This window comes from uncultured Aliiroseovarius sp. (assembly GCF_947497285.1).
Taxonomy (GTDB): domain Bacteria; phylum Pseudomonadota; class Alphaproteobacteria; order Rhodobacterales; family Rhodobacteraceae; genus Aliiroseovarius.
This window is the reverse complement of record NZ_CANMFT010000004.1, coordinates 1-22,512: the sequence shown is the minus strand read 5'-3', so window position 1 is coordinate 22,512 and position 22,512 is coordinate 1. Positions and strand designations below refer to the sequence as shown.

General features: G+C 60.0%; 29 protein-coding genes and 5 tRNA genes. 21 read left to right on the top strand and 13 right to left on the bottom strand.

Annotated elements, in window-relative coordinates:
- Nucleotides 1-175 precede the first annotated feature (175 nt).
- The 3 genes from Q0864_RS07890 to Q0864_RS07880 form a co-directional block, all read right to left on the bottom strand.
- Entirely contained in the window at nucleotides 176-763 is a 588-nt protein-coding gene (locus Q0864_RS07890) for an acyl-homoserine-lactone synthase (RefSeq protein WP_298567684.1), read from the bottom strand.
- 55 nt (nucleotides 764-818) lie between these two features.
- A complete protein-coding gene (locus Q0864_RS07885) occupies nucleotides 819-1,430 on the bottom strand; it encodes an autoinducer binding domain-containing protein (RefSeq protein WP_298567681.1) in 612 nt (203 codons plus the stop codon).
- Nucleotides 1,431-1,666: 236 nt separating this feature from the next.
- Nucleotides 1,667-1,741: transfer RNA gene (locus Q0864_RS07880), tRNA-Thr, on the bottom strand.
- Between the two features lie 260 nt (nucleotides 1,742-2,001).
- On the opposite strand from Q0864_RS07880, the gene murA reads away from it, so the two are divergent.
- From murA to Q0864_RS07830, 10 genes are all read left to right on the top strand, one after another.
- Nucleotides 2,002-3,267: a UDP-N-acetylglucosamine 1-carboxyvinyltransferase gene (gene murA, locus Q0864_RS07875; protein ID WP_298567678.1), complete on the top strand. Its 1,266-nt coding sequence runs from the start codon at nucleotides 2,002-2,004 to the stop codon at nucleotides 3,265-3,267.
- Nucleotides 3,264-3,752, top strand: a complete 489-nt coding sequence (locus tag Q0864_RS07870) for a DUF2948 family protein (RefSeq protein ID WP_298567676.1) — start codon at nucleotides 3,264-3,266, stop codon at nucleotides 3,750-3,752. Before murA ends, Q0864_RS07870 begins: the two co-directional genes overlap by 4 nt.
- A gap of 3 nt (nucleotides 3,753-3,755) precedes the next feature.
- Nucleotides 3,756-5,057 (top strand): histidinol dehydrogenase, encoded by a 1,302-nt coding sequence (hisD, locus tag Q0864_RS07865; protein ID WP_298567674.1) that lies wholly within the window; start codon nucleotides 3,756-3,758, stop codon nucleotides 5,055-5,057.
- 16 nt (nucleotides 5,058-5,073) lie between these two features.
- Complete coding sequence (locus tag Q0864_RS07860) at nucleotides 5,074-5,556, top strand: UPF0262 family protein (RefSeq protein ID WP_298567672.1); 483 nt, start codon at nucleotides 5,074-5,076, stop codon at nucleotides 5,554-5,556.
- Nucleotide 5,557: 1 nt separating this feature from the next.
- Nucleotides 5,558-6,034, top strand: coding sequence for a low molecular weight phosphatase family protein (locus Q0864_RS07855; RefSeq protein WP_298567669.1), 477 nt, complete (start codon nucleotides 5,558-5,560; stop codon nucleotides 6,032-6,034).
- A gap of 93 nt (nucleotides 6,035-6,127) precedes the next feature.
- Nucleotides 6,128-6,346, top strand: a complete 219-nt coding sequence (gene infA / locus Q0864_RS07850; protein ID WP_008186030.1) for a translation initiation factor IF-1 — start codon at nucleotides 6,128-6,130, stop codon at nucleotides 6,344-6,346.
- A 12-nt stretch (nucleotides 6,347-6,358) separates the two neighbouring features.
- On the top strand, nucleotides 6,359-6,946 hold the full coding sequence (locus Q0864_RS07845) for a Maf family protein (RefSeq protein WP_298567667.1): 588 nt from the start codon (nucleotides 6,359-6,361) through the stop codon (nucleotides 6,944-6,946).
- Nucleotides 6,943-7,986: a ribonuclease E/G gene (locus Q0864_RS07840; RefSeq protein ID WP_298567663.1), complete on the top strand. Its 1,044-nt coding sequence runs from the start codon at nucleotides 6,943-6,945 to the stop codon at nucleotides 7,984-7,986. Before Q0864_RS07845 ends, Q0864_RS07840 begins: the two co-directional genes overlap by 4 nt.
- Nucleotides 7,983-8,177, top strand: coding sequence for a DNA gyrase inhibitor YacG (gene yacG, locus Q0864_RS07835; RefSeq protein WP_298567660.1), 195 nt, complete (start codon nucleotides 7,983-7,985; stop codon nucleotides 8,175-8,177). The genes Q0864_RS07840 and yacG overlap by 4 nt, the downstream gene beginning before the upstream one ends.
- Nucleotides 8,178-8,257: 80 nt before the next feature.
- Nucleotides 8,258-8,332, top strand: a tRNA-Phe gene (locus Q0864_RS07830).
- A gap of 87 nt (nucleotides 8,333-8,419) precedes the next feature.
- Here Q0864_RS07830 and Q0864_RS07825 read toward each other — a convergent pair.
- Complete coding sequence (locus Q0864_RS07825) at nucleotides 8,420-8,731, bottom strand: hypothetical protein (RefSeq protein WP_298567657.1); 312 nt, start codon at nucleotides 8,729-8,731, stop codon at nucleotides 8,420-8,422.
- Nucleotides 8,732-8,846: 115 nt separating this feature from the next.
- Here Q0864_RS07825 and hpaE point away from each other — a divergent pair, with 115 nt between their 5' ends.
- The 5 genes from hpaE to Q0864_RS07800 all read left to right on the top strand — a co-directional run bounded on the left by hpaE (nucleotide 8,847) and on the right by Q0864_RS07800 (nucleotide 14,110).
- Nucleotides 8,847-10,355, top strand: coding sequence for a 5-carboxymethyl-2-hydroxymuconate semialdehyde dehydrogenase (gene hpaE, locus Q0864_RS07820; RefSeq protein WP_298567655.1), 1,509 nt, complete (start codon nucleotides 8,847-8,849; stop codon nucleotides 10,353-10,355).
- A 28-nt stretch (nucleotides 10,356-10,383) separates the two neighbouring features.
- Nucleotides 10,384-11,229, top strand: a complete 846-nt coding sequence (gene hpaD / locus Q0864_RS07815; RefSeq protein WP_298567653.1) for a 3,4-dihydroxyphenylacetate 2,3-dioxygenase — start codon at nucleotides 10,384-10,386, stop codon at nucleotides 11,227-11,229.
- Between the two features lie 9 nt (nucleotides 11,230-11,238).
- Nucleotides 11,239-12,093, top strand: coding sequence for a fumarylacetoacetate hydrolase family protein (locus Q0864_RS07810; RefSeq protein ID WP_298567650.1), 855 nt, complete (start codon nucleotides 11,239-11,241; stop codon nucleotides 12,091-12,093).
- Nucleotides 12,090-12,893 (top strand): 2-oxo-hept-4-ene-1,7-dioate hydratase, encoded by an 804-nt coding sequence (gene hpaH, locus Q0864_RS07805; RefSeq protein ID WP_298567647.1) that lies wholly within the window; start codon nucleotides 12,090-12,092, stop codon nucleotides 12,891-12,893. Before Q0864_RS07810 ends, hpaH begins: the two co-directional genes overlap by 4 nt.
- 92 nt (nucleotides 12,894-12,985) lie before the next feature.
- Complete coding sequence (locus tag Q0864_RS07800; RefSeq protein WP_298567644.1) at nucleotides 12,986-14,110, top strand: aminodeoxychorismate synthase component I; 1,125 nt, start codon at nucleotides 12,986-12,988, stop codon at nucleotides 14,108-14,110.
- 98 nt (nucleotides 14,111-14,208) lie between these two features.
- On the opposite strand, the gene Q0864_RS07795 is transcribed toward Q0864_RS07800, so the two are convergent.
- A tRNA-Tyr gene (locus Q0864_RS07795) sits at nucleotides 14,209-14,292 on the bottom strand.
- A gap of 155 nt (nucleotides 14,293-14,447) precedes the next feature.
- On the opposite strand from Q0864_RS07795, the gene rlmB reads away from it, so the two are divergent.
- Both rlmB and Q0864_RS07785 read left to right on the top strand, forming a co-directional pair.
- Nucleotides 14,448-15,233, top strand: a complete 786-nt coding sequence (gene rlmB / locus Q0864_RS07790; protein WP_298567640.1) for a 23S rRNA (guanosine(2251)-2'-O)-methyltransferase RlmB — start codon at nucleotides 14,448-14,450, stop codon at nucleotides 15,231-15,233.
- A gap of 266 nt (nucleotides 15,234-15,499) precedes the next feature.
- A complete protein-coding gene (locus Q0864_RS07785) occupies nucleotides 15,500-15,952 on the top strand; it encodes a CoA-binding protein (RefSeq protein WP_298567637.1) in 453 nt (150 codons plus the stop codon).
- 18 nt (nucleotides 15,953-15,970) lie between these two features.
- Here the strand turns inward: Q0864_RS07785 and Q0864_RS07780 are convergent, their stop codons facing one another.
- Nucleotides 15,971-16,285, bottom strand: coding sequence for a phosphoribosyl-ATP diphosphatase (locus Q0864_RS07780; protein WP_298567634.1), 315 nt, complete (start codon nucleotides 16,283-16,285; stop codon nucleotides 15,971-15,973).
- A complete protein-coding gene (gene hisF, locus Q0864_RS07775; protein WP_298567632.1) occupies nucleotides 16,282-17,061 on the bottom strand; it encodes an imidazole glycerol phosphate synthase subunit HisF in 780 nt (259 codons plus the stop codon). The genes Q0864_RS07780 and hisF overlap by 4 nt, the downstream gene beginning before the upstream one ends.
- Before the next feature lie 101 nt (nucleotides 17,062-17,162).
- On the opposite strand from hisF, the gene Q0864_RS07770 reads away from it, so the two are divergent.
- On the top strand, nucleotides 17,163-17,606 hold the full coding sequence (locus Q0864_RS07770; RefSeq protein ID WP_298567629.1) for a DUF302 domain-containing protein: 444 nt from the start codon (nucleotides 17,163-17,165) through the stop codon (nucleotides 17,604-17,606).
- On the opposite strand, the gene hisA is transcribed toward Q0864_RS07770, so the two are convergent.
- Nucleotides 17,603-18,319 carry a 1-(5-phosphoribosyl)-5-[(5-phosphoribosylamino)methylideneamino]imidazole-4-carboxamide isomerase gene (gene hisA, locus Q0864_RS07765; RefSeq protein ID WP_298567626.1) on the bottom strand — a complete coding sequence of 239 codons (717 nt, stop codon included), beginning with the start codon at nucleotides 18,317-18,319 and terminating at the stop codon, nucleotides 17,603-17,605. The two genes, Q0864_RS07770 and hisA, sit on opposite strands and share 4 nt — an antisense overlap.
- Before the next feature lie 137 nt (nucleotides 18,320-18,456).
- Here hisA and Q0864_RS07760 point away from each other — a divergent pair, with 137 nt between their 5' ends.
- Nucleotides 18,457-18,840 (top strand): DUF2147 domain-containing protein, encoded by a 384-nt coding sequence (locus tag Q0864_RS07760; protein WP_298567623.1) that lies wholly within the window; start codon nucleotides 18,457-18,459, stop codon nucleotides 18,838-18,840.
- Between the two features lie 47 nt (nucleotides 18,841-18,887).
- Here the strand turns inward: Q0864_RS07760 and hisH are convergent, their stop codons facing one another.
- The gene (gene hisH, locus Q0864_RS07755) at nucleotides 18,888-19,526 is read right to left on the bottom strand and encodes an imidazole glycerol phosphate synthase subunit HisH (RefSeq protein WP_298567620.1); all 639 of its coding nucleotides are present in this window, start codon (nucleotides 19,524-19,526) and stop codon (nucleotides 18,888-18,890) included.
- Nucleotides 19,527-19,550: 24 nt separating this feature from the next.
- On the bottom strand, nucleotides 19,551-20,138 hold the full coding sequence (hisB, locus tag Q0864_RS07750; protein ID WP_298567617.1) for an imidazoleglycerol-phosphate dehydratase HisB: 588 nt from the start codon (nucleotides 20,136-20,138) through the stop codon (nucleotides 19,551-19,553).
- 303 nt (nucleotides 20,139-20,441) lie between these two features.
- Between hisB and Q0864_RS07745 the strand changes: the two genes are divergently transcribed.
- Complete coding sequence (locus Q0864_RS07745) at nucleotides 20,442-20,618, top strand: hypothetical protein (protein WP_298567614.1); 177 nt, start codon at nucleotides 20,442-20,444, stop codon at nucleotides 20,616-20,618.
- 77 nt (nucleotides 20,619-20,695) lie between these two features.
- Here Q0864_RS07745 and Q0864_RS07740 read toward each other — a convergent pair whose 3' ends face one another.
- Entirely contained in the window at nucleotides 20,696-21,586 is an 891-nt protein-coding gene (locus Q0864_RS07740; protein WP_298567611.1) for a LysR family transcriptional regulator, read from the bottom strand.
- Between the two features lie 141 nt (nucleotides 21,587-21,727).
- On the opposite strand from Q0864_RS07740, the gene Q0864_RS07735 reads away from it, so the two are divergent.
- Nucleotides 21,728-22,183 (top strand): helix-turn-helix transcriptional regulator, encoded by a 456-nt coding sequence (locus tag Q0864_RS07735; RefSeq protein WP_298567608.1) that lies wholly within the window; start codon nucleotides 21,728-21,730, stop codon nucleotides 22,181-22,183.
- Nucleotides 22,184-22,316: 133 nt separating this feature from the next.
- Here Q0864_RS07735 and Q0864_RS07730 read toward each other — a convergent pair.
- Together Q0864_RS07730 and Q0864_RS07725 are read right to left on the bottom strand one after the other, a co-directional pair.
- Nucleotides 22,317-22,391 (bottom strand) — tRNA-Gly (locus Q0864_RS07730).
- A gap of 46 nt (nucleotides 22,392-22,437) precedes the next feature.
- Nucleotides 22,438-22,512: transfer RNA gene (locus Q0864_RS07725), tRNA-Gly, on the bottom strand.

Genomic DNA, 22,512 nt, shown 5'->3' with positions numbered 1-22,512 from the left:
CGGATGTGCGCCTAGTGCGAAATTGATACCTCACCACCAGCGTATCAGTTCATCAAACAGGGCAACCAATCACGACACTGCGAGCCGCGCTGACAAGCAAAAGAGCGCCGATTGACGCTCTTTCACCTTGGTGTTTTGGCCTAATGCAGCGCGCATTCGCACGCTGGTCGAGCGGCTAGTGAAGCTTGCCGCTCAGGTCGATGGACACGACCTGATTGTCGATCCCGTCGATTTCCATCACGCGACCGGCAGCAGCCGCGTCCAGCCCGCAGCGTTTTGCCCAACGCGGCCAGCTGGCCGGGATCAGACCCAACACGCGTGTCGCGCCAAGATCACGGGCGGATTTGGTCATCTCGGCGATCAGATAGCCATGCACCAGCCGGCGCACCCGCTGGGGTGTGTCATGGGCGACAAACACACGGCTGCTTTCCCAGATGTTTTCGGCCACCGGCGCCTCTTCATACAGAAGGTCGGATGGGATCGAGTCCAAAAGCCCCAACTGCGCGTCGCGGATCATGTAGGTGTAGATCCCACAGCGCGCTGTCGTTGGTGTCAGCCGGATACCGGCCAATATGTGACCGAATTCGTGCACCGCGACCCAGCGGCTGGCGGGCGTGTCGTATTGGTCGAACTCCATGCCCAGCGCTTCGGGCAAATCCCAGCGGTTCTGAACTATGAAACTTTGCCGTCTAGCGCGAAGTAGATTAGCAAATAACTCGCCATGGTTGTGTAGATTGGCGAAAGAAAGTGTGGTCGTCTGCATGACATCCTCCAGTTTGGTTGAAAAAAAGGGATGTTCGCTCAGGCGACAGCCGGTGCTATATCAGGCGATAGTCTTTGGCGCGTTGAATGGCCTCGGCCGAGGTGCGGGCGAACAACTTCTTTCGGGCCGAAGACAGCCGCGCCTTCAACGCGCTTTCCGAAATCCCGAGCACAGCCGCCCCGTTCGCGTAGCGTTCGCCCGAAGCCAGCACTTGCAGCGCTTCGATCTCGGCGTTCGTCAACGTATCGGGTGGCTGAGAGACATGATGCAGGCGAAGCACGATGCCGCTGATTGCGGCGATCTCTTCGTCCGTAAATTCGCGGTCCGACCGGGCGATCCCGGCCACGGTGCGCGACGAGATTTCACCACACGAGATACAGACCCCGAAGTTCAATCCGTGTCGGCCGGCCTCTGCCATAATGTGGAAGGGGTCAGGTAGGTCGATGGCGCTCCAGCGTGTGGCGCCGGTGCGTGAAATTCCCCAGGCGATCATTGGGTCACGCAGCGCATAGGCGTTGCGCGTATAATAGTCGGTCCAGCTTGCAGGATAGGTCTGGAAGGTCAGAAGCGGCGCGGCAAAACGGATGTGCAGCCCGACGAAGTATCCCGCCGGGGCCAACGTGTCCAAGTCTTCAAGCAGCGCGTCGATCGCGTGATTCCGGCTCATGGCTGAATTTTGATGACCCTAATGGTAAACTCAACCCTAAATTGCGCGAAAAAGGTTTGGGTGCAACCTTATGTCGCTTAACCTTGGGGAAATTTCCGCGCGAAAAGTCGCGATGCGACGAAAATCAGCGTTCCTGACGTCCACATGACGGATAACCCGTGGTGCCGGAAAGTCAAAACCGGAACTGGCGTCGATCCAGAAGATTGGGCGAAAAACGTGCGGGGAAACTGAAATACTGGTGCTGCTGGGGAGGATTGAACTCCCGACCTCACCCTTACCAAGGGTGCGCTCTACCACTGAGCTACAGCAGCGACCTGTTGTGGGCGGCTGAGTAGCCCTAATCCGCTTTGGACGCAAGCGCATTCTGGACCCTTTTTTTAACCTGCGTTACAGAGGGTGTCATGGAGCGTAAAAAGTCACCCCAGAAACCCTCGAATAAAGGGACCGGTCGAGATGAGCGGTTGAAGGCGGCGCTGAAGGCCAATATGGCCAGACGTAAGTCTCAGGCGCGCGCACGCGCTAATGGTGGGGCGCCTCGGGCGCGCGATAGTCAGGAAGAATAGGTGAGCAGATGGATTCGATAGTTGTGACCGGCGGTGGTGAGCTGCATGGGGAAATACCGATCGCCGGGGCGAAGAACGCGTGTCTGACGCTGATGCCCGCGACGATCTTGTCCGAAGAGCCGCTGACGCTGACCAATGCGCCGCGCCTGTCGGATATCAAGACGATGACAGAGCTGCTAAGCTCGTTGGGCGCGGAAGCGACATCAATGCAGGACGGTCAGGTCTTGGCGATGTCTTCGCACGACATCAACAACCACGTCGCGGATTACGAGATCGTGCGCAAGATGCGCGCGTCGAACTTGGTGCTTGGCCCGATGTTGGCGCGCCTTGGGCACGCGGTCGTGTCGTTGCCCGGTGGCTGTGCCATCGGCGCCCGCCCGATGGATTTGCACATCCACGGGCTGGAAAAGCTGGGCGCCCAGATCGAGCTGAAAGACGGCTACCTGCACGCCAAGGCCCCGCGTGGGCTGAAAGGGGCCGAGATTGAGCTGGCCTTTGCCTCAGTTGGCGCGACCGAAAACATCCTCATGGCGTCGACCCTCGCGAAGGGAACAACCGTCATCCGCAACGCCGCGCGCGAACCCGAGATCGTCGATCTGGCCGATTGTCTGCGCAAGATGGGGGCCCAGATCGAAGGCGATGGCACCTCTGAGATCGTCATTCAGGGTGTCGATCGTTTGCATGGGGCGACCCACCCGGTGGTCACCGACCGGATCGAACTTGGCACCTATATGCTGGCCCCGGCAATTGCAGGCGGCGAGGTGGAATGCCTTGGCGGCCGGCTTGAACTGGTCCAAGCCTTTGCCGAAAAGCTGGATGCTTGTGGCATTCAGGTGGAAGAAACCGATCGTGGCCTGAAAGTGTCGCGCAAGAACGGTCGCGTGCGCGCCGTTGATGTGACGACGGAACCGTTTCCCGGCTTCCCGACCGACTTGCAGGCCCAGATGATGGCGATGCTCTGCACGGCAGACGGCACCAGCGTGCTGGAAGAGAAGATTTTTGAAAACCGCTATATGCACGCGCCGGAACTGATCCGGATGGGCGCAGATATCGAGGTTCACGGTGGCACGGCCACAGTGCATGGCGTGAATCGGCTGAAAGGGGCGCCAGTGATGGCCACCGATCTGCGCGCGTCGGTCTCGTTGATCCTTGCGGGCATGGCTGCCGAAGGTGAAACCGTGGTCAGCCGCGTCTATCACCTTGATCGTGGCTACGAAAAAGTTGTGCGCAAGCTGTCCTCGATCGGCGCCAAGATCGAACGGATCAAGGCATGAACACCTCTTCGGACGATGCCAAGTTTGAAGATGCAGGCGAAGCCGCCCTTCGGCTAAAGGCGCTGGACGTGGACGATCTGACAGTGATGAGCGCCTTGGTGCAGGATGCGGTGTTTCCAGCGTCCGAAATCACTTGGGATGCTTCGCGCCGGCGTTTTGCGGCTTTGCTGAATCGGTTCCGATGGGAAGACAAGGACAACGCGATATTGCGTGGTCGGCCCGTCGAACGCGTGCAATCGGTGCTGTCCGTCTCGGATGTTCTAAAAGTGCAAAGCCAAGGTGTCCCGAAGGGGGACAGCGATACGATATTGTCGCTTTTGTCCTTGTCCTTCATCCCCGGAGAAGACGGCATGGGGCGCCTTGAGCTTGTATTGGCCGGTGATGGCGCGATCGCGCTTGAGGTCGAGGCGCTCGATGTCACGCTTCAGGATGTGACCCGCCCCTATATCGCCCCATCACATAAATCGCCCTCGCATCCGGAATAGCTCATGCCTCAGTTTCTGAACTCGTCTGATGCCGATTTCGAGGCGCGCTTCACCGCGCTTCTGTCCATGAAACGTGAAGACAGCCCCGAGGTGGATGACATCGTTGCCGGCATCATCGCAGACGTGCGCGCACGTGGTGATGCGGCGGTGATCGAGCTGACGTCGAAATTCGATCGGCTGGAGCTGACGCCTGAAACTTTGCGGTATTCACCCGAAGAAATCGAAGCCGAATGCGCCAAAGTGTCGGACGCCGACCGTGCGGCGCTGGAGCTGGCCGCAGATCGCATCCGCGCCTACCACGCCCGCCAAATGCCGCAAGATCAACGCTGGACGGATGATGCGGGGGCCGAGCTTGGCTGGCGCTGGTCGCCAGTGTCAGCGGCAGGGCTATATGTGCCCGGTGGGCTGGCCAGCTATCCCTCCTCGGTCCTGATGAACGCCATCCCGGCCAAGGTGGCGGGAGTCGAACGCCTTGCGATCACTGTGCCGACGCCTGATGGGGTTGCCAACCCACTGGTGCTTCTGGCCGCGCGGATTGCTGGTGTGGATGAGGTTTATCGCATTGGTGGCGCGCAGGCTATCGCCGCGCTGGCTTATGGCACCGACACCATCGCGCCGGTCGACAAGATCACCGGGCCGGGCAACGCCTTTGTCGCTGCCGCCAAGCGCCGGGTGTTCGGTAAAGTGGGCATCGACATGATCGCGGGCCCGTCGGAAATTCTGGTGATTGCCGACAGTGACAACGACCCCGATTGGCTGGCGCTGGACCTGATGAGCCAGGCCGAACATGACGAAAGCGCGCAGTCTTTGCTGATCACCACAGACGAAGCCTTCGGGCGCAGGGTGGCCGCCGCAGTGGACGCACGGCTTGAAACGCTGGAACGGCGCGAGATCGCGGGTGCTAGTTGGCGTGATTTCGGGGCCGTGATCACGGTTGCCGATCTGGATGAGGCCGCTGCCCTGTCCAACCGCATCGCGCCTGAGCATCTTGAGCTTTGTGTGGCCGACGCTGATGCGCTGTCTGACAAATGTGTCCATGCAGGTGCGATCTTTCTTGGCCAGTGGACGCCCGAGGCCATCGGTGATTATGTCGGCGGCCCCAACCACGTCTTACCCACCGCACGGTCGGCCCGGTTCAGCTCTGGCCTGTCGGTGATGGATTTCCTGAAACGCACCACGCTGTCCCGGATGACCCCTGCCGCCCTGTCCACTATCGGCGCCGCTGCCGAAACGCTTGCTATTTCCGAAAGTCTTGAAGCCCACGGCCTGTCCGTTCGTGCGCGGCTTGACGCCCTGAACGATTGACCCGCAGAGTGCCCCAATGACTAAAAATCGAATTAGCGACATCCAGATTGACGACACCGGTCTTGCCGCGCCGACCCCCGCGATCGAGCAAGAGCGCAAGGTTGCCATTTTCGACCTGCTGGAAGACAACAGCTTTCAACTGGCGCCCCGCGATGGTCTGACCCCGCCCGATGGGCCGTATCATCTGGCGCTTGCGATCCGCGAAAAGCGGCTTGTCGTGGATGCCAAGACGGAAACGGGCGACCCAGCGGCGGAATTCCACCTGTCGCTTGGACCCTTCCGTCAGGTCGTGAAGGACTATTTTGCGATCTGCGAAAGCTATTTCGATGCGGTCAAAAAGCTGCCGCCCAGCCAGATCGAGGCGATCGACATGGCCCGCCGTGGCATCCACAACGAAGGCGCGCGTGTGTTGCAGGAACGCCTTGAAGGCAAAGCCGGCATCGACATCGACACGGCGCGTCGCCTGTTCACCCTGATCTGTGTCCTTCACTGGGGGTAAGATGGGTTCGGATCTTCCCCAATCTGTGCTGTTTTGCTGCGACCACAACGCCGTGCGTTCGCCAATGGCCGAGGGGATGATGAAAGCCTTTTACGGGCACGAGATCTATGTCCAGTCCGCTGGCGTCCACAGCGAGCTTGAGATCGACGGTTTTTCCATCACGGTCTGCGCCGAAATGGGTGTGCAATTGTCCGCCCACAGGGTGCGAAGCTTCGACCAGATGGAACAATGGGGCGATGATCTGTCCAGTTTCGATCTTGTGATCGCCCTGTCTCCGGCCAGTCAACGCCGCGCCTTGGAGTTGACGCGGGTCTTCCATCTGGAGGTCGAATACTGGCCGATCCTCGACCCCACGGGCCTTGGCACTCGCCGCGAAGAAAAGCTTGCCGCTTATCGTCAGACGCGCGACCAGATCCGCGACCAGATCCTTGCCCGTTTTGGCCCACCGCGCATTGAACGCGGTGAAACCGACAGCTAATGCAGACCCGGGCCGGATTTCCCTTGAAAAACTGAAAGTTTGGCCCCATTTAGGGGGCGCTCACGGTTGGTGAGTGAAAACACAGGAGTGAACATGGCCAAGGAAGAACTGCTCGAATTCCCCGGTGTCGTGAAGGAACTCCTGCCGAATGCGACATTCCTGGTCGAGCTGGAAAACGGCCATACGATCATCGCGCATACGGCAGGCAAGATGCGAAAGAACCGCATCCGTGTTCTGGCTGGCGACAAGGTTCAGGTCGAAATGACCCCCTATGATCTGACCAAGGGTCGGATCAACTACCGCTTCAAATAAGCGGGCACGCGCATGACGCGCCCCAAGCTGATTCTGGGTTCAGGCAGCCCAAGACGGGCCGAGTTGCTGGCGCAGCTCGGCCTTGTTGCAGACGGCGTGCGGCCGCCAGACGTGGACGAAACACCGCTAAAGGGTGAGTTGCCGTTGGCCTACTGCCGCCGGATCGCCGCTGCGAAGGCGGCCGCTATGGATGTGGCGGCGGACGAGGTTGTGTTGTGCGCCGACACAACGGTCGCGCTGGGCCGCCGGATCATGGGCAAGCCCGAAGACGCAGGGCAGGCGGCAGAGTTTCTACTGGCGCTGTCAGGTCGTCGCCATCGCGTGATCACCTCGGTCGTGGTGCGCACTGCGCAACAGACATGGGCGCGCGATGTTGTGACCACCGTCAAATTCAAGCGCCTGTCTGATACAGAACTGAACGCCTATCTCGCCTCGAACGACTGGCGCGGCAAGGCTGGTGGCTATGCCATACAGGGACCAGCCGGTGCGTTCGTCACCTGGCTGCAGGGCAGCTATACGGCCGTTGTCGGGCTGCCAGTTGCCGAAACAGCCTCACTTTTGATGGCCGCCGAATATCCGCTATATGGAGACAGATCATGAAGGGCAGCGTGATTGCGCTAGACCATTACAAGGGGCGCATGGCGGCCGCGCTTGTCGTCGATGGCCAACTGGAGGATCTTCTGATCGAACCGCCTGAAGGGTTGGTGCTTCCGGGGGCCACCTATCGCGCCATCTGCGATCGCCCGCTGAAAGGGCAGGGCGGCATGATGTTGCGCTTGCCAGACGGCGAAACAGGGTTTTTGCGGCAAGGCAAGGGGCTGAAGCCGGGTCAACCTATTCTGGTGCAGGTGACGGGGTTTGCCGAAGACGGGAAAGCCGTTCCTGTGACCCAGAAACTGTTGTTCAAAAGCCGGTTTGCAATTGTGACGCCTGACGCGCCCGGCCTCAATGTCAGCCGCTCAATCCGGGATGATGACGAACGCGTGCGCCTGCTGGAAATCGCACATGAGGTGATGGAGGGCGCGGATGAAGGCTTGATCTTGCGGTCCGTCGCGACGACCGGCACAGACGACGAGATTGCAGATGACATCGCGCAGATGCTCGACTTGGCGCGTGTCGTGCGTGGCGATGGCGACGGTCAGAACCCGGAACTATTGTTCGACGGTGCGGATGCACATCTTCACGCCTGGCGGGAATGGCCGAAACCAGACCAGTTGGACAGTGCTGAGGGCTCGTTTGACCGCCACGGCATCGTCGACATGATCCAAGAGGCCCGTCGCGCGCGTGTCGCGCTGTCTGGTGGCGCCAGTGCCTTTGTCGAGCCGACCCGCGCCTTGGTTGCCGTCGATGTGAACACCGGCGGCGATACAAGCCCGGCCGCAGGGCTCAAGGCCAACATCGCCGCGGCCCGCGCGCTGCCGCGTGCCCTCAGGTGCCGCGGGTTGGGTGGCCAGATTGTCGTTGATTTTGCCCCAAGCCCGAAAAAGGATCGCCGCCAAATCGAGCAGGTTCTGCGCACCGCGTTCCGGGCCGATGGGATCGAAACGTCACTTGTCGGGTGGACGACGCTTGGGCATTTCGAGTTGCAGCGCAAACGCGAACGTATGAGCCTGCGCGCCTGTCTGGAGGGTCTTGAATGAGCTGCCCGATTTGTAAGAAACCGACCGTCGCAACCTACCGACCCTTCTGTTCCCGGCGCTGTGCGGATGTGGATCTTGGGCGTTGGTTCAATGGCTCTTATGCAGTTCCGTCCGAAGCACCCGAGGACCTCGAGGACGCTGCAGACGCGCTTGCCAAAGAGCCGCGCGAAGAAACTGATCGCTCGCACTGAGAAACCTGCATTTTACCTCTGGACACCATCTACCCCCCCGTCTACAAACCCGCCACCCGAACGAAGAAACGTTCACCCGTGCCCGGGTAGCTCAGGGGTAGAGCAGTGGATTGAAAATCCTCGTGTCGGTGGTTCGATTCCGCCCCCGGGCACCATTTTTCTGAATAGAAATCCGGATGGCTGGTTTTTCGCGCTTGGGCGTCTGGCCAAGCGCTTGTGACGTTCGCGATGCGTTGGTTGCGTCAGGCGCTGATTTCTGCAGCCAAGGCGTTTCGGGCGACGGCGCGGGCGTTTGGAAGGTCGTTTTCTTCGGCGCGGGTCAGGGCTTGATCGGCGGGCAAGCCATGTGCAAGCCAGTGTTCGACCAGGCAGATTTGCAAAGCTGCCTCGTCCACGTCAAGGCGCAACGCCAGATCCCAGTGCGCGCGAAGGTCACGCTTAATCAGGCTATTGCTGGGCAGGTGAAACCCCTCCATCGGAACGACCTGTGTCGCGCAACCCACTCGACCTTTTCGCAGTTCTTTCCCGATACGAAAGCCGGGCTTTCGGTTCAAAAACACTTCTGTTTGCAGTTGACAGTTGGGTTGAATATTAATTAACATGTGAAGTAATAATATGTATATGGACTTCCGGACCTCTGATGAGGATCGGCAATGGAAGGCGGTCTGCGTGAGTGAACTGAAGGCAAATATCGACAAACTGGCCGGTTATCTTGATCGGTTTCGCGACAGCGGCATCCCGAACCGGATCGGTGGTGTTGATTGCGCAGGGGCTGGCGGAACCTTCGCGACACACTCGCCCGTCGACAAAAGCTGGATATGTGACGTGGCTCATGGCACCGAAGCCGACATTGACGCCGCCGCACAGGCCGCGCACGCAGCCTTTGCCAATTGGCGCGATATGCCAGCGGTTGAGCGGCGCAAGATCCTTTTGAATGTCGCAGACGGGATCGAAGCGCGCGCCGAGGAAATCGCCCTGTGCGAATGCTGGGACACCGGGCAAACCCTGCGTTTCATGTCCAAAGCTGCACTGCGCGGGGCCGAGAACTTTCGCTATTTTGCCGATCAGGTGGTGCAATCGCGTGACGGCCAGCATCTGAAGTCTCCGACCCTGATGAACGTGACGACGCGCGTGCCCATTGGCCCTGTCGGCGTTATCACCCCGTGGAACACGCCCTTCATGCTGTCGACGTGGAAGATCGCGCCTGCTCTGGCGGCAGGCTGCACCGTCGTTCACAAACCGGCCGAAGCGTCCCCGCTGTCCGCCCGCCTGCTGGTCGAGATTGCCGAAGACGCTGGCCTGCCCCCTGGTGTGCTGAACACGGTGAACGGGTTTGGCGAGGGTGCGGGCAAAGCCCTGTGCGAACACCCGCTGATCCGTGCGATTGCGTTCGTGGGCGAAAGCCGCACGGGGTCGCTGATCACAAAGCAGGGGGCGGATACGCTGAAGCGTAACCATCTGGAATTGGGCGGTAAAAACCCTGTGGTCGTCTTTGACGACGCCGATTTGGATCGAGCGCTGGATGCGGTGATCTTCATGATCTATTCGATCAACGGCGAACGCTGCACGTCGTCCTCTCGCCTGTTCGTTCAGGACACCATTCGCGAGGCATTCGAGGCGAAGTTGGTGGAGCGGGTGAACAACATCAAGGTCGGCCACCCTCTGGACCCGGCCACCGAAATCGGGCCGCTCGTCACAGAAGAGCATTTCAACAAGGTCACCTCCTATTTCGACATCGCGCGCGAAGATGGCGCGACCGTGGCGGCCGGGGGAAAGACAGTCGGTGATCAGGGCTATTTCGTGCGCCCCACGCTGTTCACCAATGCCACCAATGACATGCGCATCGCGCGCGAGGAAATCTTCGGCCCCGTCCTGACCTCAATCCCGTTTTCGACCGAGGACGAGGCGCTCGCGATGGCCAACGACACCCAATACGGGCTGACCGGCTATCTGTGGACCAACGACCTGACCCGCGCACTGCGCTTCACGGACAAGTTGGAAGCGGGTATGATCTGGGTGAACTCGGAAAACGTGCGCCACCTGCCGACGCCGTTTGGCGGGGTGAAAGCCTCGGGCATCGGGCGCGATGGTGGCGATTGGTCTTTCGAGTTCTATATGGAACAAAAGCACATCGGTTTCGCCACCGGGGATCACAAGATCATGCGACTGGGTGCCTGACACGGCCCCGACAGAAGGAAACGACCCAATGGGACAGATTGTCCAAGCTGCCAAAATCACCCACGTGCCCAGCATCTGGATGTCGCACACGATGGAGCAATACAAAGGCATTCGCCAGCCCGCCATAGATGGCTATGCCAAGCTGCGCCAAGACGCGATTAATCGCGGGGTCGAGACGTTCATCATCTTCGACACTCATTGGATCACCAATCAGGGCTTTCACCTGAACGCCAAGCCGCATCACAAGGGGCGCTTCATCAGCCACGAACTGCCCCACATGCTGGCGGATATGGAGTTCGACTATCAGGGCGATAGCGAATTGGCGGCGTCGATCCTGTCGGTGCTGGAGGAACGGGGCGAACGGGCCATGGGCCATGCGCAGCCCGATCTGGGTATGGAATACGGCACGCTTCTGCCGATGCATTTCATCAACGAGGGCGTGAATGCCTGCGTGCTGCCGGTGGCAGTGAACCAGTTTTCGTCCATCGAGGAAAACCGCCGTTGGGGCGCTGCGATTGCCGAAGGTATCCGCCGGTCGGACCGCAAGGTCTCGGTGCTTGCGTCTGGCTCGCTGAGCCACGATTTCACGCCGAATGAACGCTCGGTTGACGGGCTGAACTCCGTGAATGGCGAGTTCAATCGCCAGATGGATTTGCGCGTGCTGGAGCTTTGGGAGAACGGTAAGTGGGCAGAGTTCCTCGACCTGCTGCCGGACTATGCGGTCAAATGCACCGGCGAGTGTGCGATGAACGACACGGCGCTGTTGTTCGGCGCGCTGGGCTGGAAGGATTACGAGGGCGAGATCGACATCTACACCCCGTATTTTGGCAGTTCCGGCACCGGTCAGGCCAATATCAGCTTCTCGGTTCAATAGGATTTCACCATGAAATTTGCGACCTTTACCGCCGATGGCGAAAGCTTCTACGGCGCGGTCATGGATGCAGGCGCGGTGGCGTTGTCGCCCGACTTTCCGCACTGGCCCACGCTTTACGACGCGATTGCAGCGGGCGGGTTGGATGATCTGGCACAGGCCGCGCAGGGCCGCGCGGTGACGCATAAAGACTTCGCCTATGACATGGTGATGCCCAACGCGCCCCGCATCCTGTGCGTCGGCGTGAACTTCCCCGACCGCAATGCAGAATACAAAGACGGCAGCGCGCAGCCGAAATACATGTCGCTGTTTCCCCGCTTTGCCAGCGGCTTCACCGGCCACAACCAACCACTCATCCGCCCGCCGGAAAACCATACGTTGGATTATGAAGGCGAGGTGGCGATTGTCATTGGCAAGGCAGGCAGGCGCATTCCGGCGGTGGATGCCTACGACCATATCGCGGCGCTGACACTCTGCAACGAAGGCACCATCCGCGATTGGGTGCGGCACGCGAAATTCAATGTGACGCAAGGCAAGAACTGGGACCGGTCTGGTGCCATCGGGCCGTGGCTGGTTCCGTTCACCGACGCCGACCAATTGGACAAAGCGCGCATTCAGACGCATGTGAACGGAGAGCTTCGCCAAGACGACACGCTTGACCGCATGATGTTCCCGATCCGCGAGGAAATCGCCTATATCTCGACCTTCATGACCCTTCAACCCGGCGATATCATCGTGACCGGAACGCCCACCGGGGCAGGGGCGCGGTTCGATCCGCCGCGCTATCTTGCGCCCGGTGATGTGGTCAAGGTCTCGGTGGAAGGTATCGGCACCCTGCGCAATACAGTTGAGGACGAAGCGGTATGACGCCGAACGACCACGCCACCGCAGCTGCCGATTTGCTGAACGCCGAACGGACGGGCCGACAGATTGGCCTGCTGTCCCTGCGCCACCCGGATATGGGCATGGACGACGCCTATGCGGTGCAAAACGCGATCTATCGCCAGAAACTGGCCGAGGGGCGGCGCGTGATCGGGTGGAAGATCGGCCTGACCTCGAAAGCCATGCAATACGCCTTGAACATCGACATCCCGGACAGTGGGATATTGTTCGATGACATGCTGTTTGACCATGGCGGGTCTATTCCCAAAGGCCGCTTCATCCAACCTCGCATTGAAGTCGAGATTGCCTTTGTGATGAAGGTCGCGCTGGGTGGTGCGAAGGTGACGCGCGATGACGTGATTGCGGCCACGGACTATGTCGCCCCGTCGCTCGAAATCCTCGACACGCGGATCAGGCGGGTGGACCCGGACACAGGCAAGGCCCGGACCGTCTTCGACACGATCAGTGACAATGCAGCCAATGCGGGCGTCGTGTTGGGTGCGGACCGTCACCCGGTTGAAGCCTTTGATCTGCGCTGGGTCGGCGCGCTGACCTTCCGCAATGGCGAGATTGAAGAGACTGGACTGGGTGCGGGCGTGCTGAATGACCCGGTCGAAAGCGTTGTCTGGTTGGCCCGCCGCATGGCGCAATACGGCCAAAGCATCGAGCCGGGGCAGGTGATCTTGTCGGGCAGCTTCATCCGCCCTGTCGAATGCCCACCCGGCACCGATATTCACGCCGATTTCGGGTCGTTCGGGTCGGTTGATATCCGCTTCGACGGTTAGACGCCGCATTTGCACGCGCGGTTGGCGCTTCTGGTTGCGCGGCGCTGTCCGTGGCAGGATAGTTCAGGTCCAACGCCACCGGAGAGACACTCGTGAAGCTGCGCTTTGATCATGGGCCGGACGATACGCCCTGTCAGTTCGACACGCCCCAGCGGCTGATCGTGGCGCAGGACGCCTGCGACGTTGCCCGCGCGTTGGATGATCTGGACGCGGCGCGTGCGCAAGGGGCGTGGGTGGCAGGGTTTGCGAGCTATGAGCTTGGCTATGCTCTGGAACCACGGCTTGCCCCTTTGATGCCCAAGACCCGACGCCTGCCGCTTCTGCAGTTTGGCGTCTATGACGACCCGTGCCTGCCCGTGGCTGTCGCGCCCGGCCCTGCGCAACTGTTGGATTTGCGGCCCGACTGGTCAGACGCGCGCTATGCGACCGCGTTCCAGCGCGTGCATGACTATATCTGTGCGGGCGATACCTATCAGGTGAACCTGACCTTTCCGATACACGGCACAGCGTCAGGCCGGCCGCAAGCGATCTATGCGGCACTGGCGGGTCTGCAACCCGTGCGCCACGGCGTGTTGGTCGAGGCCGAGGGTCTGCCCACGATCCTGTCGCGCTCGCCCGAACTGTTTTTCCGCACAAACGCGATTGGCCAGATCGAGACGCGCCCGATGAAAGGCACCCAGCCGCGCAGCGCCGACCCGATCGAGGATGCGCGCCGGGTGCAATTCCTGCGCAGTGACGAAAAAAACCAGGCCGAAAACCTGATGATCGTGGACCTTCTGCGCAACGACATCTCGCGGATTTGCGAGGCCGGAAGCGTTTGCGTGCCGGAGCTTTTCACGGTGGAAAGCTATGAAACCGTGCATCAAATGACCTCGCTTGTGCGTGGACAGATGCAGCCGGGTACGGGACTGAGCGATATCTTCCGGGCGCTGTTTCCCTGTGGGTCGATCACCGGCGCACCCAAACTGCGGGCGATGGAGATCATTGCGGAACTGGAAGACACGCCGCGCGACATCTACTGCGGCACCATCGGCTGGGCCGCGCCGGATGGGCGGTCTGACTTCAACGTGGCGATCCGCACGTTGATGGTGGAAAATGGCGACGTGACGCTGAATGTGGGCGGTGGCGTGGTCTATGACAGCACAGCCGCATCCGAATACGAGGAAGCTTTGTGGAAAGCGCGCTTTGCGATGCAATTGATGACGACACCACGCTGAACAGGCGTTTCTGTTGCACCGGATAAGGCTGTTCATCGGTGCGCAGGGCACTGATCAAACCTGCCGCGGTATTCATTGGAGAAAGTGGTGGGGGGAAGTGGTGGGCGACCTTGGAATCGAACCAAGCGTGCGTCTCCGCGAGGGAGTTACAGTCCCCTGCCACACCTTGCGGCCTGTCGCCCACTAAGCCCCGCGCATTGCGCCGAACGTGGGGCTGATTATCCCGCCCGCGCGAAAGGGTCAACATGAAAATTCGCCCAAATGCCGCCCATCTGCCCTTGTCTCGCCGCGACAATCGCCGCATTGTCCGGGCCTTGCGAAAAGAAGGGCTGACGGCATGACGAAAAAGCCGAAATGGGTGGTTCAAAAGGAAAAGGCGCGCCGCGATGCTGCGTCGGAAACGGTGTGGCTTTTCGGGCTGCATGCGGTGCGCGATGCATTGATGAACCCGAACCGCGAGCGCCTTCGCCTTGTCGTCACCAAAAATGCCGCCGACAAGCTGGCCGAGGCCATCACTGCTTCTGGCATGGAACCCGAAATGGCGGATGCGCGGAAGTTTCCGGCACCGCTCGATCCCAACTCGGTGCATCAGGGGGCAGCGCTTGAGGTCAAACCACTGGCATGGGGCAATTTCGCCGAACGCGTCATGGGCGGCGCGGGTGGGCTTCCCATAGTTGTGTTGTTGGACCGGGTGACAGACCCACACAATGTCGGTGCGATCTTGCGATCCGCCGAGGTGTTCGGCGCAAGTGCCGTGATCGGCACCGCCCGCGGATCAGCGCCGGAAACGGGCGCGCTGGCCAAAACCGCGTCGGGCGCGTTGGAGCGCCAACCCTATCTGCGCATCCGCAATCTGGCCGACACGATGGTCGAGTTGCGCGAAATGGGTTTCGTCATCCTGGGCCTGGATGGGGAGGCCGAGGAGAGCCTGGACGCAGCACTTGATGCCCAGCCCGACCGCCCCGTCGCGCTGGTTCTGGGGGCTGAAGGTCCGGGGTTGCGGGACAAGACGAAAGCCACCTGCGACCAACTGGTCAAGGTCCCTTTCGCGCGCGATTTCGGGTCACTCAATGTGTCGAACGCAGCAGCGGTGGCGTTGTTTGCCACGCGAAAAACGCGTTAGCGGTCAGTGGTGCAACACAAACAAACTTGCCGCGGTCGGTCACACGCGAGACCTGACCAGTGTTGCACCTTTGTTCACAGTTTGTTGAGCGGCCCTTTTCAAACCCGCCCCCCACCATATTTGTTAACCGAGACCGGGCTGTGGAACGCCCGCAATCTCATTTCACTGTCCCTCGTTCCACCAACTTGCGCCCGGCTCTTTTTAGACCGGGCGCATTTTTGTGCTCTGCTGTTGGAATGTCGCCAATGCGAGGTTATTTGTTAGCCATGACACAGACTGACACAGACGCCCGCCTGAAGCACATCCTGACCACAACCCGCGTGATCGGGCTGGTTGGGCTTTCCAACAATCCAGCCCGCGCCAGCCACGGGGTCGCAAGGTTTCTGGCGGACAAGGGATACCGCGTCATTGGCGTCAATCCGGGGTTGGCTGGCAAAGTGATGTTCGGTGAAACGGTTGTGGCCACTGTGGCTGACTTGCCTGCTGATACGGACATGGTCGACCTTTTTCGCCGCTCAGACGCGGTCGAACCGATTGTGGATGCGGCGCTTGCGGCGCTTCCGGCCTTGAAAACGGTTTGGATGCAGTTGGGTGTTGAGAATGCTCAAGCCCGCCGAAAGGCCGAAGCGAAGGGAATAACTGTGGTGGAAGACCGCTGTCCGAAAATAGATTATCCACGCCTGTTCGGGGATGCGCCGCTCGCGGCTCTGATCGCCTGAGGTTGGCCTCGGCGCAACCTAGCGTTTGCGGGCCACTTTTTCTGCGATGCCCGAGGTGCCCTCACGCCGCTCAAGTTCGGCCAGCACGTCAGCCAACGCAACATCGCGCGCGGCCAACATGACCAGCAGGTGATACAGAACGTCCGCGGCCTCGGCGGTCAGGTTTTCGCGGTCACCTTTGACGGCGGCAATGATGGCCTCAACCGCTTCTTCACCGAACTTCTCGGCGCATTTTTCAGGGCCTTTGGCCAGCAGTCTTGCGGTCCACGAGCTGTCAGGGTCCGCGCCTTTGCGCACTTCGATGGTGGCGGCGAGTGTGTCGAGTATGCTCATGTCAACCTCATTGGGATGCCTGCGGCGGCCATGTGTTCCTTGGCCTCGCGGATTGTGTAGTCCCCGAAGTGGAAGATTGATGCCGCCAGCACGGCGGAAGCGCCACCTTCGGTCACACCTTCCACAAGGTGATCCAGATTGCCCACGCCGCCGGACGCGATCACTGGCACGTGCACAGCGTCCGAAATGGCGCGGGTCAGGGGCAGGTTGAAACCTGCGCGAGTGCCGTCGCGGTCCATCGAGGTCAGCAGGATCTCGCCCGCGCCTTTGGCTTCCATCAGCTTGGCGAATTCGACTGCATCAATTGGGTCGCCGTTTGCGTCCAGCGCGGGTTTGCGGCCCCCATGGGTGAAGATGCCCCATTTTCCGGGGGCAATCGTCTTGGCGTCGATGGCCACCACGATGCACTGGCTGCCGAACCGGTCAGCTGAGCGGGCGATCACGTCCGGGTCGGCCACCGCGGCCGAGTTGAAGCTGACCTTGTCGGCCCCTGCCAAAAGCAGATCGCGCACGTCGTCTGGGCTGCGCACGCCGCCACCGATGGTCAGCGGCATGAAGCATTGTTCCGCCGTGCGGGTGGCCAGATCATACATCGTCCCGCGATTTTCATGCGTGGCTTTGATGTCGAGGAAGCAAAGCTCGTCCGCCCCGGCGGCATCATAGGCGCGTGCCTGTTCCACAGGGTCGCCCGCGTCGATCAGATCGACGAAATTGACGCCTTTCACCGTGCGGCCCTCGGCCACGTCTAGGCAAGGTATGATGCGGGTCTTCAGCATTTTCTGCGCGGTCCTTGGCTGATCACGGTTTATTTTATTTGTTCAAGCCCCAACTGGCCAGAGCATTGTCGCGTTCGAACCTGATTTAAAGGAATTGCCCCATGATGAAACTCACCCTTGCAACACTTGTGTCGATGGTCGCGTTGCCGGCGATGGCAGAGATTGTGAAAGTGCCCGCATCCGGCACCGTTCCTGACACGATGGATGCTTTGGAAGCCGCCGTCGGAACCGCAGGCGCAACCGTGTTCGCGCGTGTCGATCATGCTGGCGGGGCTGCGTCGGTGGATATGGAGCTTGGGGCTTCGCAGCTTCTGGTGTTCGGAAACCCCAAACTGGGCACGCCTGCGATGCAGGATGACCCGCTGGCCGGGTTAATGCTGCCGCTGCGGGTGCTGGTGTATGAGGACAGCGACGGCGCGGTCTGGCTTGCCTACGAAGCCCCCGCCGACATGCTGGTGGAATTCGGCATCGCAGGTGACGCGCCCTATGTCGGCACGATGACCGGCGCGCTGGACAAGCTGACTGCGGCGGCTGCCGGGGGCTAGAGCGCGGCCAGGGCTTCCTTCAAATCAATCGCGCCGTCGTAAAGCGCCCGGCCCGAGATCGCGCCGTTCAGGGATGCACCGCAATCGCGCAACGCAATGAGGTCAGCCAGAGAGCTGACGCCACCGCTTGCGATCACCGGGATTGAAACCGCGCGGGCGAGGGCGGCGGTGGCGTCCACGTTCGGGCCTTGCATCGCGCCGTCTCGGTTGATGTCGGTATAAATGATGGCTGCGACGCCTGCATCTTCAAAGGATTTGGCAAGGTCGGTGACCATCACGTCGGTTTCTTCGGCCCAGCCCTTGGTGGCAACGCGACCGTTGCGCGCGTCGATCCCTACGGCAACCTTGCCGGGGAAGGCGCGGGCCGCTTCGCGCACGAGGTCCGGGTTTTCGACGGCGACTGTGCCAAGGATCACGCGGGCAAGGCCCTTTTCGATCCAGGTTTCGATTGTCGCCATGTCGCGGATGCCGCCACCCAGCTGGGCGGGGACGTCGATGGCGGCAAGGATCGCTTCGACCGCCGCGCCGTTCACCGGTTCACCTGCGAAAGCTCCGTTCAGGTCGACAAGGTGAATCCACTCGCAGCCCGCATCCTGAAATGCCCGCGCCTGAGCTGCCGGGTTGTCGTTGAAGACGGTGGCCGCCTCCATCTCTCCGCGCAGAAGGCGCACGCACTGGCCGTCTTTCAGGTCGATGGCGGGATAGAGGATCATGGCAGGCTCCGATGTTTGGTGCTTTTGGTGCTTTTTGCACGGAAGTCGCGGCTTGCCAAGCCGCCCCTCCCGTCACGTCACACTTGCCATAAACCGTTTCTCGGGGTCAGGATAATTGCAAATTCAGGGAGGATTGAATGAAACGTATGGTTATGGCGCTTGCGCTGAGTGTTGGAATGGCGGCGCCTGCTTTGGCGGATGCTGTTGAAGGGGTCTGGAAAACGCAGGTGGATGACGGGGCATATGCCCACGTGACCGTTTCGCAATGCGGCGCGGCGCTGTGTGGTGTGATCTCGCGCACCTTCAATGCCAGCGGCGAATACAAGTCCGAGAATATCGGCAAGAAGCTGGTCTGGGATATGCAACCCAACGGCGGCGGCAAGTATTCCGGTGGCAAGATTTGGCAGCCTTCAACGGGCAAGGTCTATAAGTCGAAGATGCAGATGTCAGGCGAGTCGCTGAAAGTGTCGGGCTGTGTGGGACCGATCTGCAAAAAGCAGAGCTGGACGCGTGTGAAGTAAGCTGGTTGGACCGGCACGGAAAGGGGCGCCCGTTGCGGCGCCCTTTCTTATGGGGTCCAGCTGAGGAAGTTTGCAATCATCCGAAGCCCGGCGGCCTGGCTTTTTTCCGGGTGGAACTGCATGCCGATCAGGTTGTCGCGGCCCACAATGGCCGTGATGTCGCCTGCGTAGTCGCAATGCGCCAGCCGATGCGCGATATCATCCACCACGAAATGATAGGAGTGCACGAAATAGGCGTGGTCGCCCGTTTTGACACCGTCCAGCACCGGGTGCGTCTGGTCGATCACCAGATCATTCCAGCCCATATGGGGCACTTTCAGCTTTGGGTCTGACGGGGTGATCTTGCGCACATGGCCCTTGATCCAGTCAAACCCATCCGTGTCCTGATATTCGTGGCTGACCGTGGCCAACATCTGCATGCCGACGCAAATCCCCATGAAGGGACGAGCTTGCTGGATCACGGCCTCTTCCAGCGCCTCATAGATGCCACGATGGTCCGACAATTGCTGACGGCACGCCGGGAACGCGCCGTCACCGGGCAGCACGATCCGGTCGGCGCGCGCTACGTCCTCGGGCTTCGTGGTGACGATCACCTCACCTGCATTCGTTTCCGCCGCCATGCGTTGAAACGCTTTTTCGGCCGAGTGCAGGTTGCCGCTGTCATAGTCGATGATCACGGTCAGCATGTCTGTCTCCGGGTGGGGTGGGCGCTACAGCGCGCCTTTGGTCGAGGGGATGGCGTCCGCTTTGCGCGGATCGGTTTCAACGGCCAAACGCAACGCGCGGGCGACGGCCTTGAAGCCGGCCTCGGCCACGTGGTGGGCGTTGAAGCCGTGCAACTGGTCCACATGCAGCGTGATGCCGCCATGGGTCGCCAGCGCCTGAAAGAACTCGCGCACCAGCTCGGTGTCGAACGTGCCGATCTTTGGGGCGGCGAACGCCATGTTCCACACCAGATAGGGGCGGCCGGACAGATCAAGCGCGGCCCGCACCTGCGCGTCATCCATCGGCAGGTGACATTCGCCGTAGCGACGGATGCCCTTCTTGTCGCCAAGGGCTTCGGTCAGGGCTTGCCCCAGCGCGATGCCGGTGTCTTCGACCGTATGGTGGTCGTCGATGTGCAAATCGCCTGTGGCGCGCACCGTCATGTCGATCAGTGAGTGGCGCGACAACTGGTCCAGCATGTGATCGAAGAATCCCACGCCGGTCTGGTTGTCATAGCTGCCGGTTCCGTCGAGATTGATCTCGACCGAAATCTCGGTTTCCGCAGTCTTGCGGGTGATCTTTGCGCGCCGCATGAAGATGTCCTTTTTCTGCCTTGGCCTTCTTATAGGCGCGGGCGGCGCAGCAGGAAAGGCGTCAAATCGAACGGTGCGTCTGCTGTGGCTTTCACGCTTGGGCATCCCTTTCCCAGCCATGCTTAGGTCGCATTGCGGGAATGCGGAATTGTCGTTTGAAGTCAGGGGTGAAGATACGATCTAGTTCATGTCAACGCTTCGAACGGCATCAAGCAAACGAACTTGGTGCAAATCGTTCAATGCGCGCCGATTGGGCTTTGAGTGAAAAAGCTGATCGATTGATAGAATTTGGAGACGATGACGATGACTAGTTTTGACGCCACGAAAAAAACCTCGATCTTTGGACGCCTTGTTGCCTGGGCCAAAAAGGCAAACGACTTCACAAAGCGCGAGCAAACGAGCCTTGTCGCACACCGTGACATGTGGCTGGGCAAACGCAGCCCCAAGCTTGAAAAAGTTGTTTCTCACTACAGCTATTGATCAGCACAAACGCAGTGTGCGCCGCATCAGGCGCGCGCTTTGCGTGCTAGGCTGAAGCCCGAAGGCATAGGCGGTGTTCAATCGCCTGCCGCTGCGGGTGGCGAGACGTTCATTTCCAACTCGGTCGGCATGGATTGCCGGATGTCATCAGCCAAACCGTCGATCTGAATGTCGTTAGTGCGATCGACCAAGGCAACCAGGGCGAATTCCCCATCTGCGAAACGACTGGCCATGGTCAGGCGTTGATAACTGATCGGGGTCAGAACCTTGTCAGCGCCCTGTTCGATCTGCGTATGGATGTGATCCAGCCGGATACCCCGCGTGGTTGCGATGTCTTCGAATGGTTTTGCCATCAGGCTGTTGAATCTTACGCCCCCCAGAAGGGTTTCCGCCGCTTTTCCGACCGTCGAACGATAGATCTGCCAGCCGAACCACGTCGCATAGGATGATTTTTCGCCGACCTCGGTGCAAATCCATTCGCCTGTCGCGCCATTTCGCCGGAAGACCATCAGATACGGGCGAAGCGGGCCAAACGCCGGGCTTTCCAGATCACCTTCGCTGTCCGCCCACGCGTGAAAGCCGAATTTCATCAACGCCGATCCCTTGTCCCAGATTGCCGTCAACGGGTGCTGTTGCAGGTGATAGGGGACGGGGCCGGCCTGAAAGTCCAGAAACAGCAGTTCGTCAACATGCCTGCTTTCGTCGCGCAGCCATGCATTGCTGCGAGCAATCAGCTCTTCTGCTTCGCGCAAGGCCTCTTTGCCGGTTTTGGTCAGCACATACTGGCGGTTCTCAAAGGCGAACAGCGGGCCGTTCTTGTGCTTTTCAAGCGTTGCGATGTGCCGGCGCACGGTTTGCCGGGTGCTTCCCAGGTCTTTTACAGTGTGCGACAAGTTCAGGCTGCGGGCGAGTGACACGAAAGACCTCAGCATCTCGAACAATAGGGGCGGTGTCTCTCGATTGTTCATTCGTGTTCCCGCTAAATTGTGATCAAACTGTTTCTCGCGGCAGGCTTTGGGCGTCCGCCATCAGAAGGTTGTTCAAAAAAGCCTTTCTTTTCAAGCGCTATTCAGGATTGGGTGCAAAGATCATCCATTTAATGTGTATTCTTGCACCACAACAGTTCATCCCTAACCAGTTGGGTCGAAAGTGCTTTCCTGACACTCTCTTTTAACGTGAAACAATTTATTGGTGAAGTAATGGTCCATCCTGTTGATGTCCATGTTGGTAAAAAAATTCGAGAAGTGCGTTTGTTGCGCGGGCTGACGCAGGTGAACGTCGCCGAGCAATTAGGCCTGTCCTTTCAGCAATTGCAGAAATACGAAACCGGTTATAACCGCGTTTCAGCCAGCAAGATGTTCGAAATCGCACAGCTTTTGAGGGTCGAGCCCGGGTATTTCTTTGAAGGGCTGCCCAGTGCGGATGATGTTGAACGCGAGGCGATGGATGAACGCACCGCGAAGGCTGCGCAGGCCCTGTCTTCCATTTCGGATGAAAAAGTGCGCAACCAAATTCAGTCTATGATCCACGAACTGGCCAATCGCGACACTCTGAAAAGCGCCTGAACGGGCGGATCGCGAAGCCAGACATAGATCTTTGGAAGAGGGCGCCTTCAAGCGCCCTTTTTTGCATGCGCAAAGGCTGGGCGATATGGCGCGGATGGCCCGTGTCGTGTGATGATCAGAAAATCTGTCCCATTGGAGCGGGCGAGGCGATTCGAACGCCCGACCCTAACCTTGGCAAGGTTATGCTCTACCCCTGAGCTACGCCCGCATCCTGATGGGTGTGTTCAGCCATTTGGCCGAACCGGGTGACCGATTGGAGCGGGCGAGGCGATTCGAACGCCCGACCCTAACCTTGGCAAGGTTATGCTCTACCCCTGAGCTACGCCCGC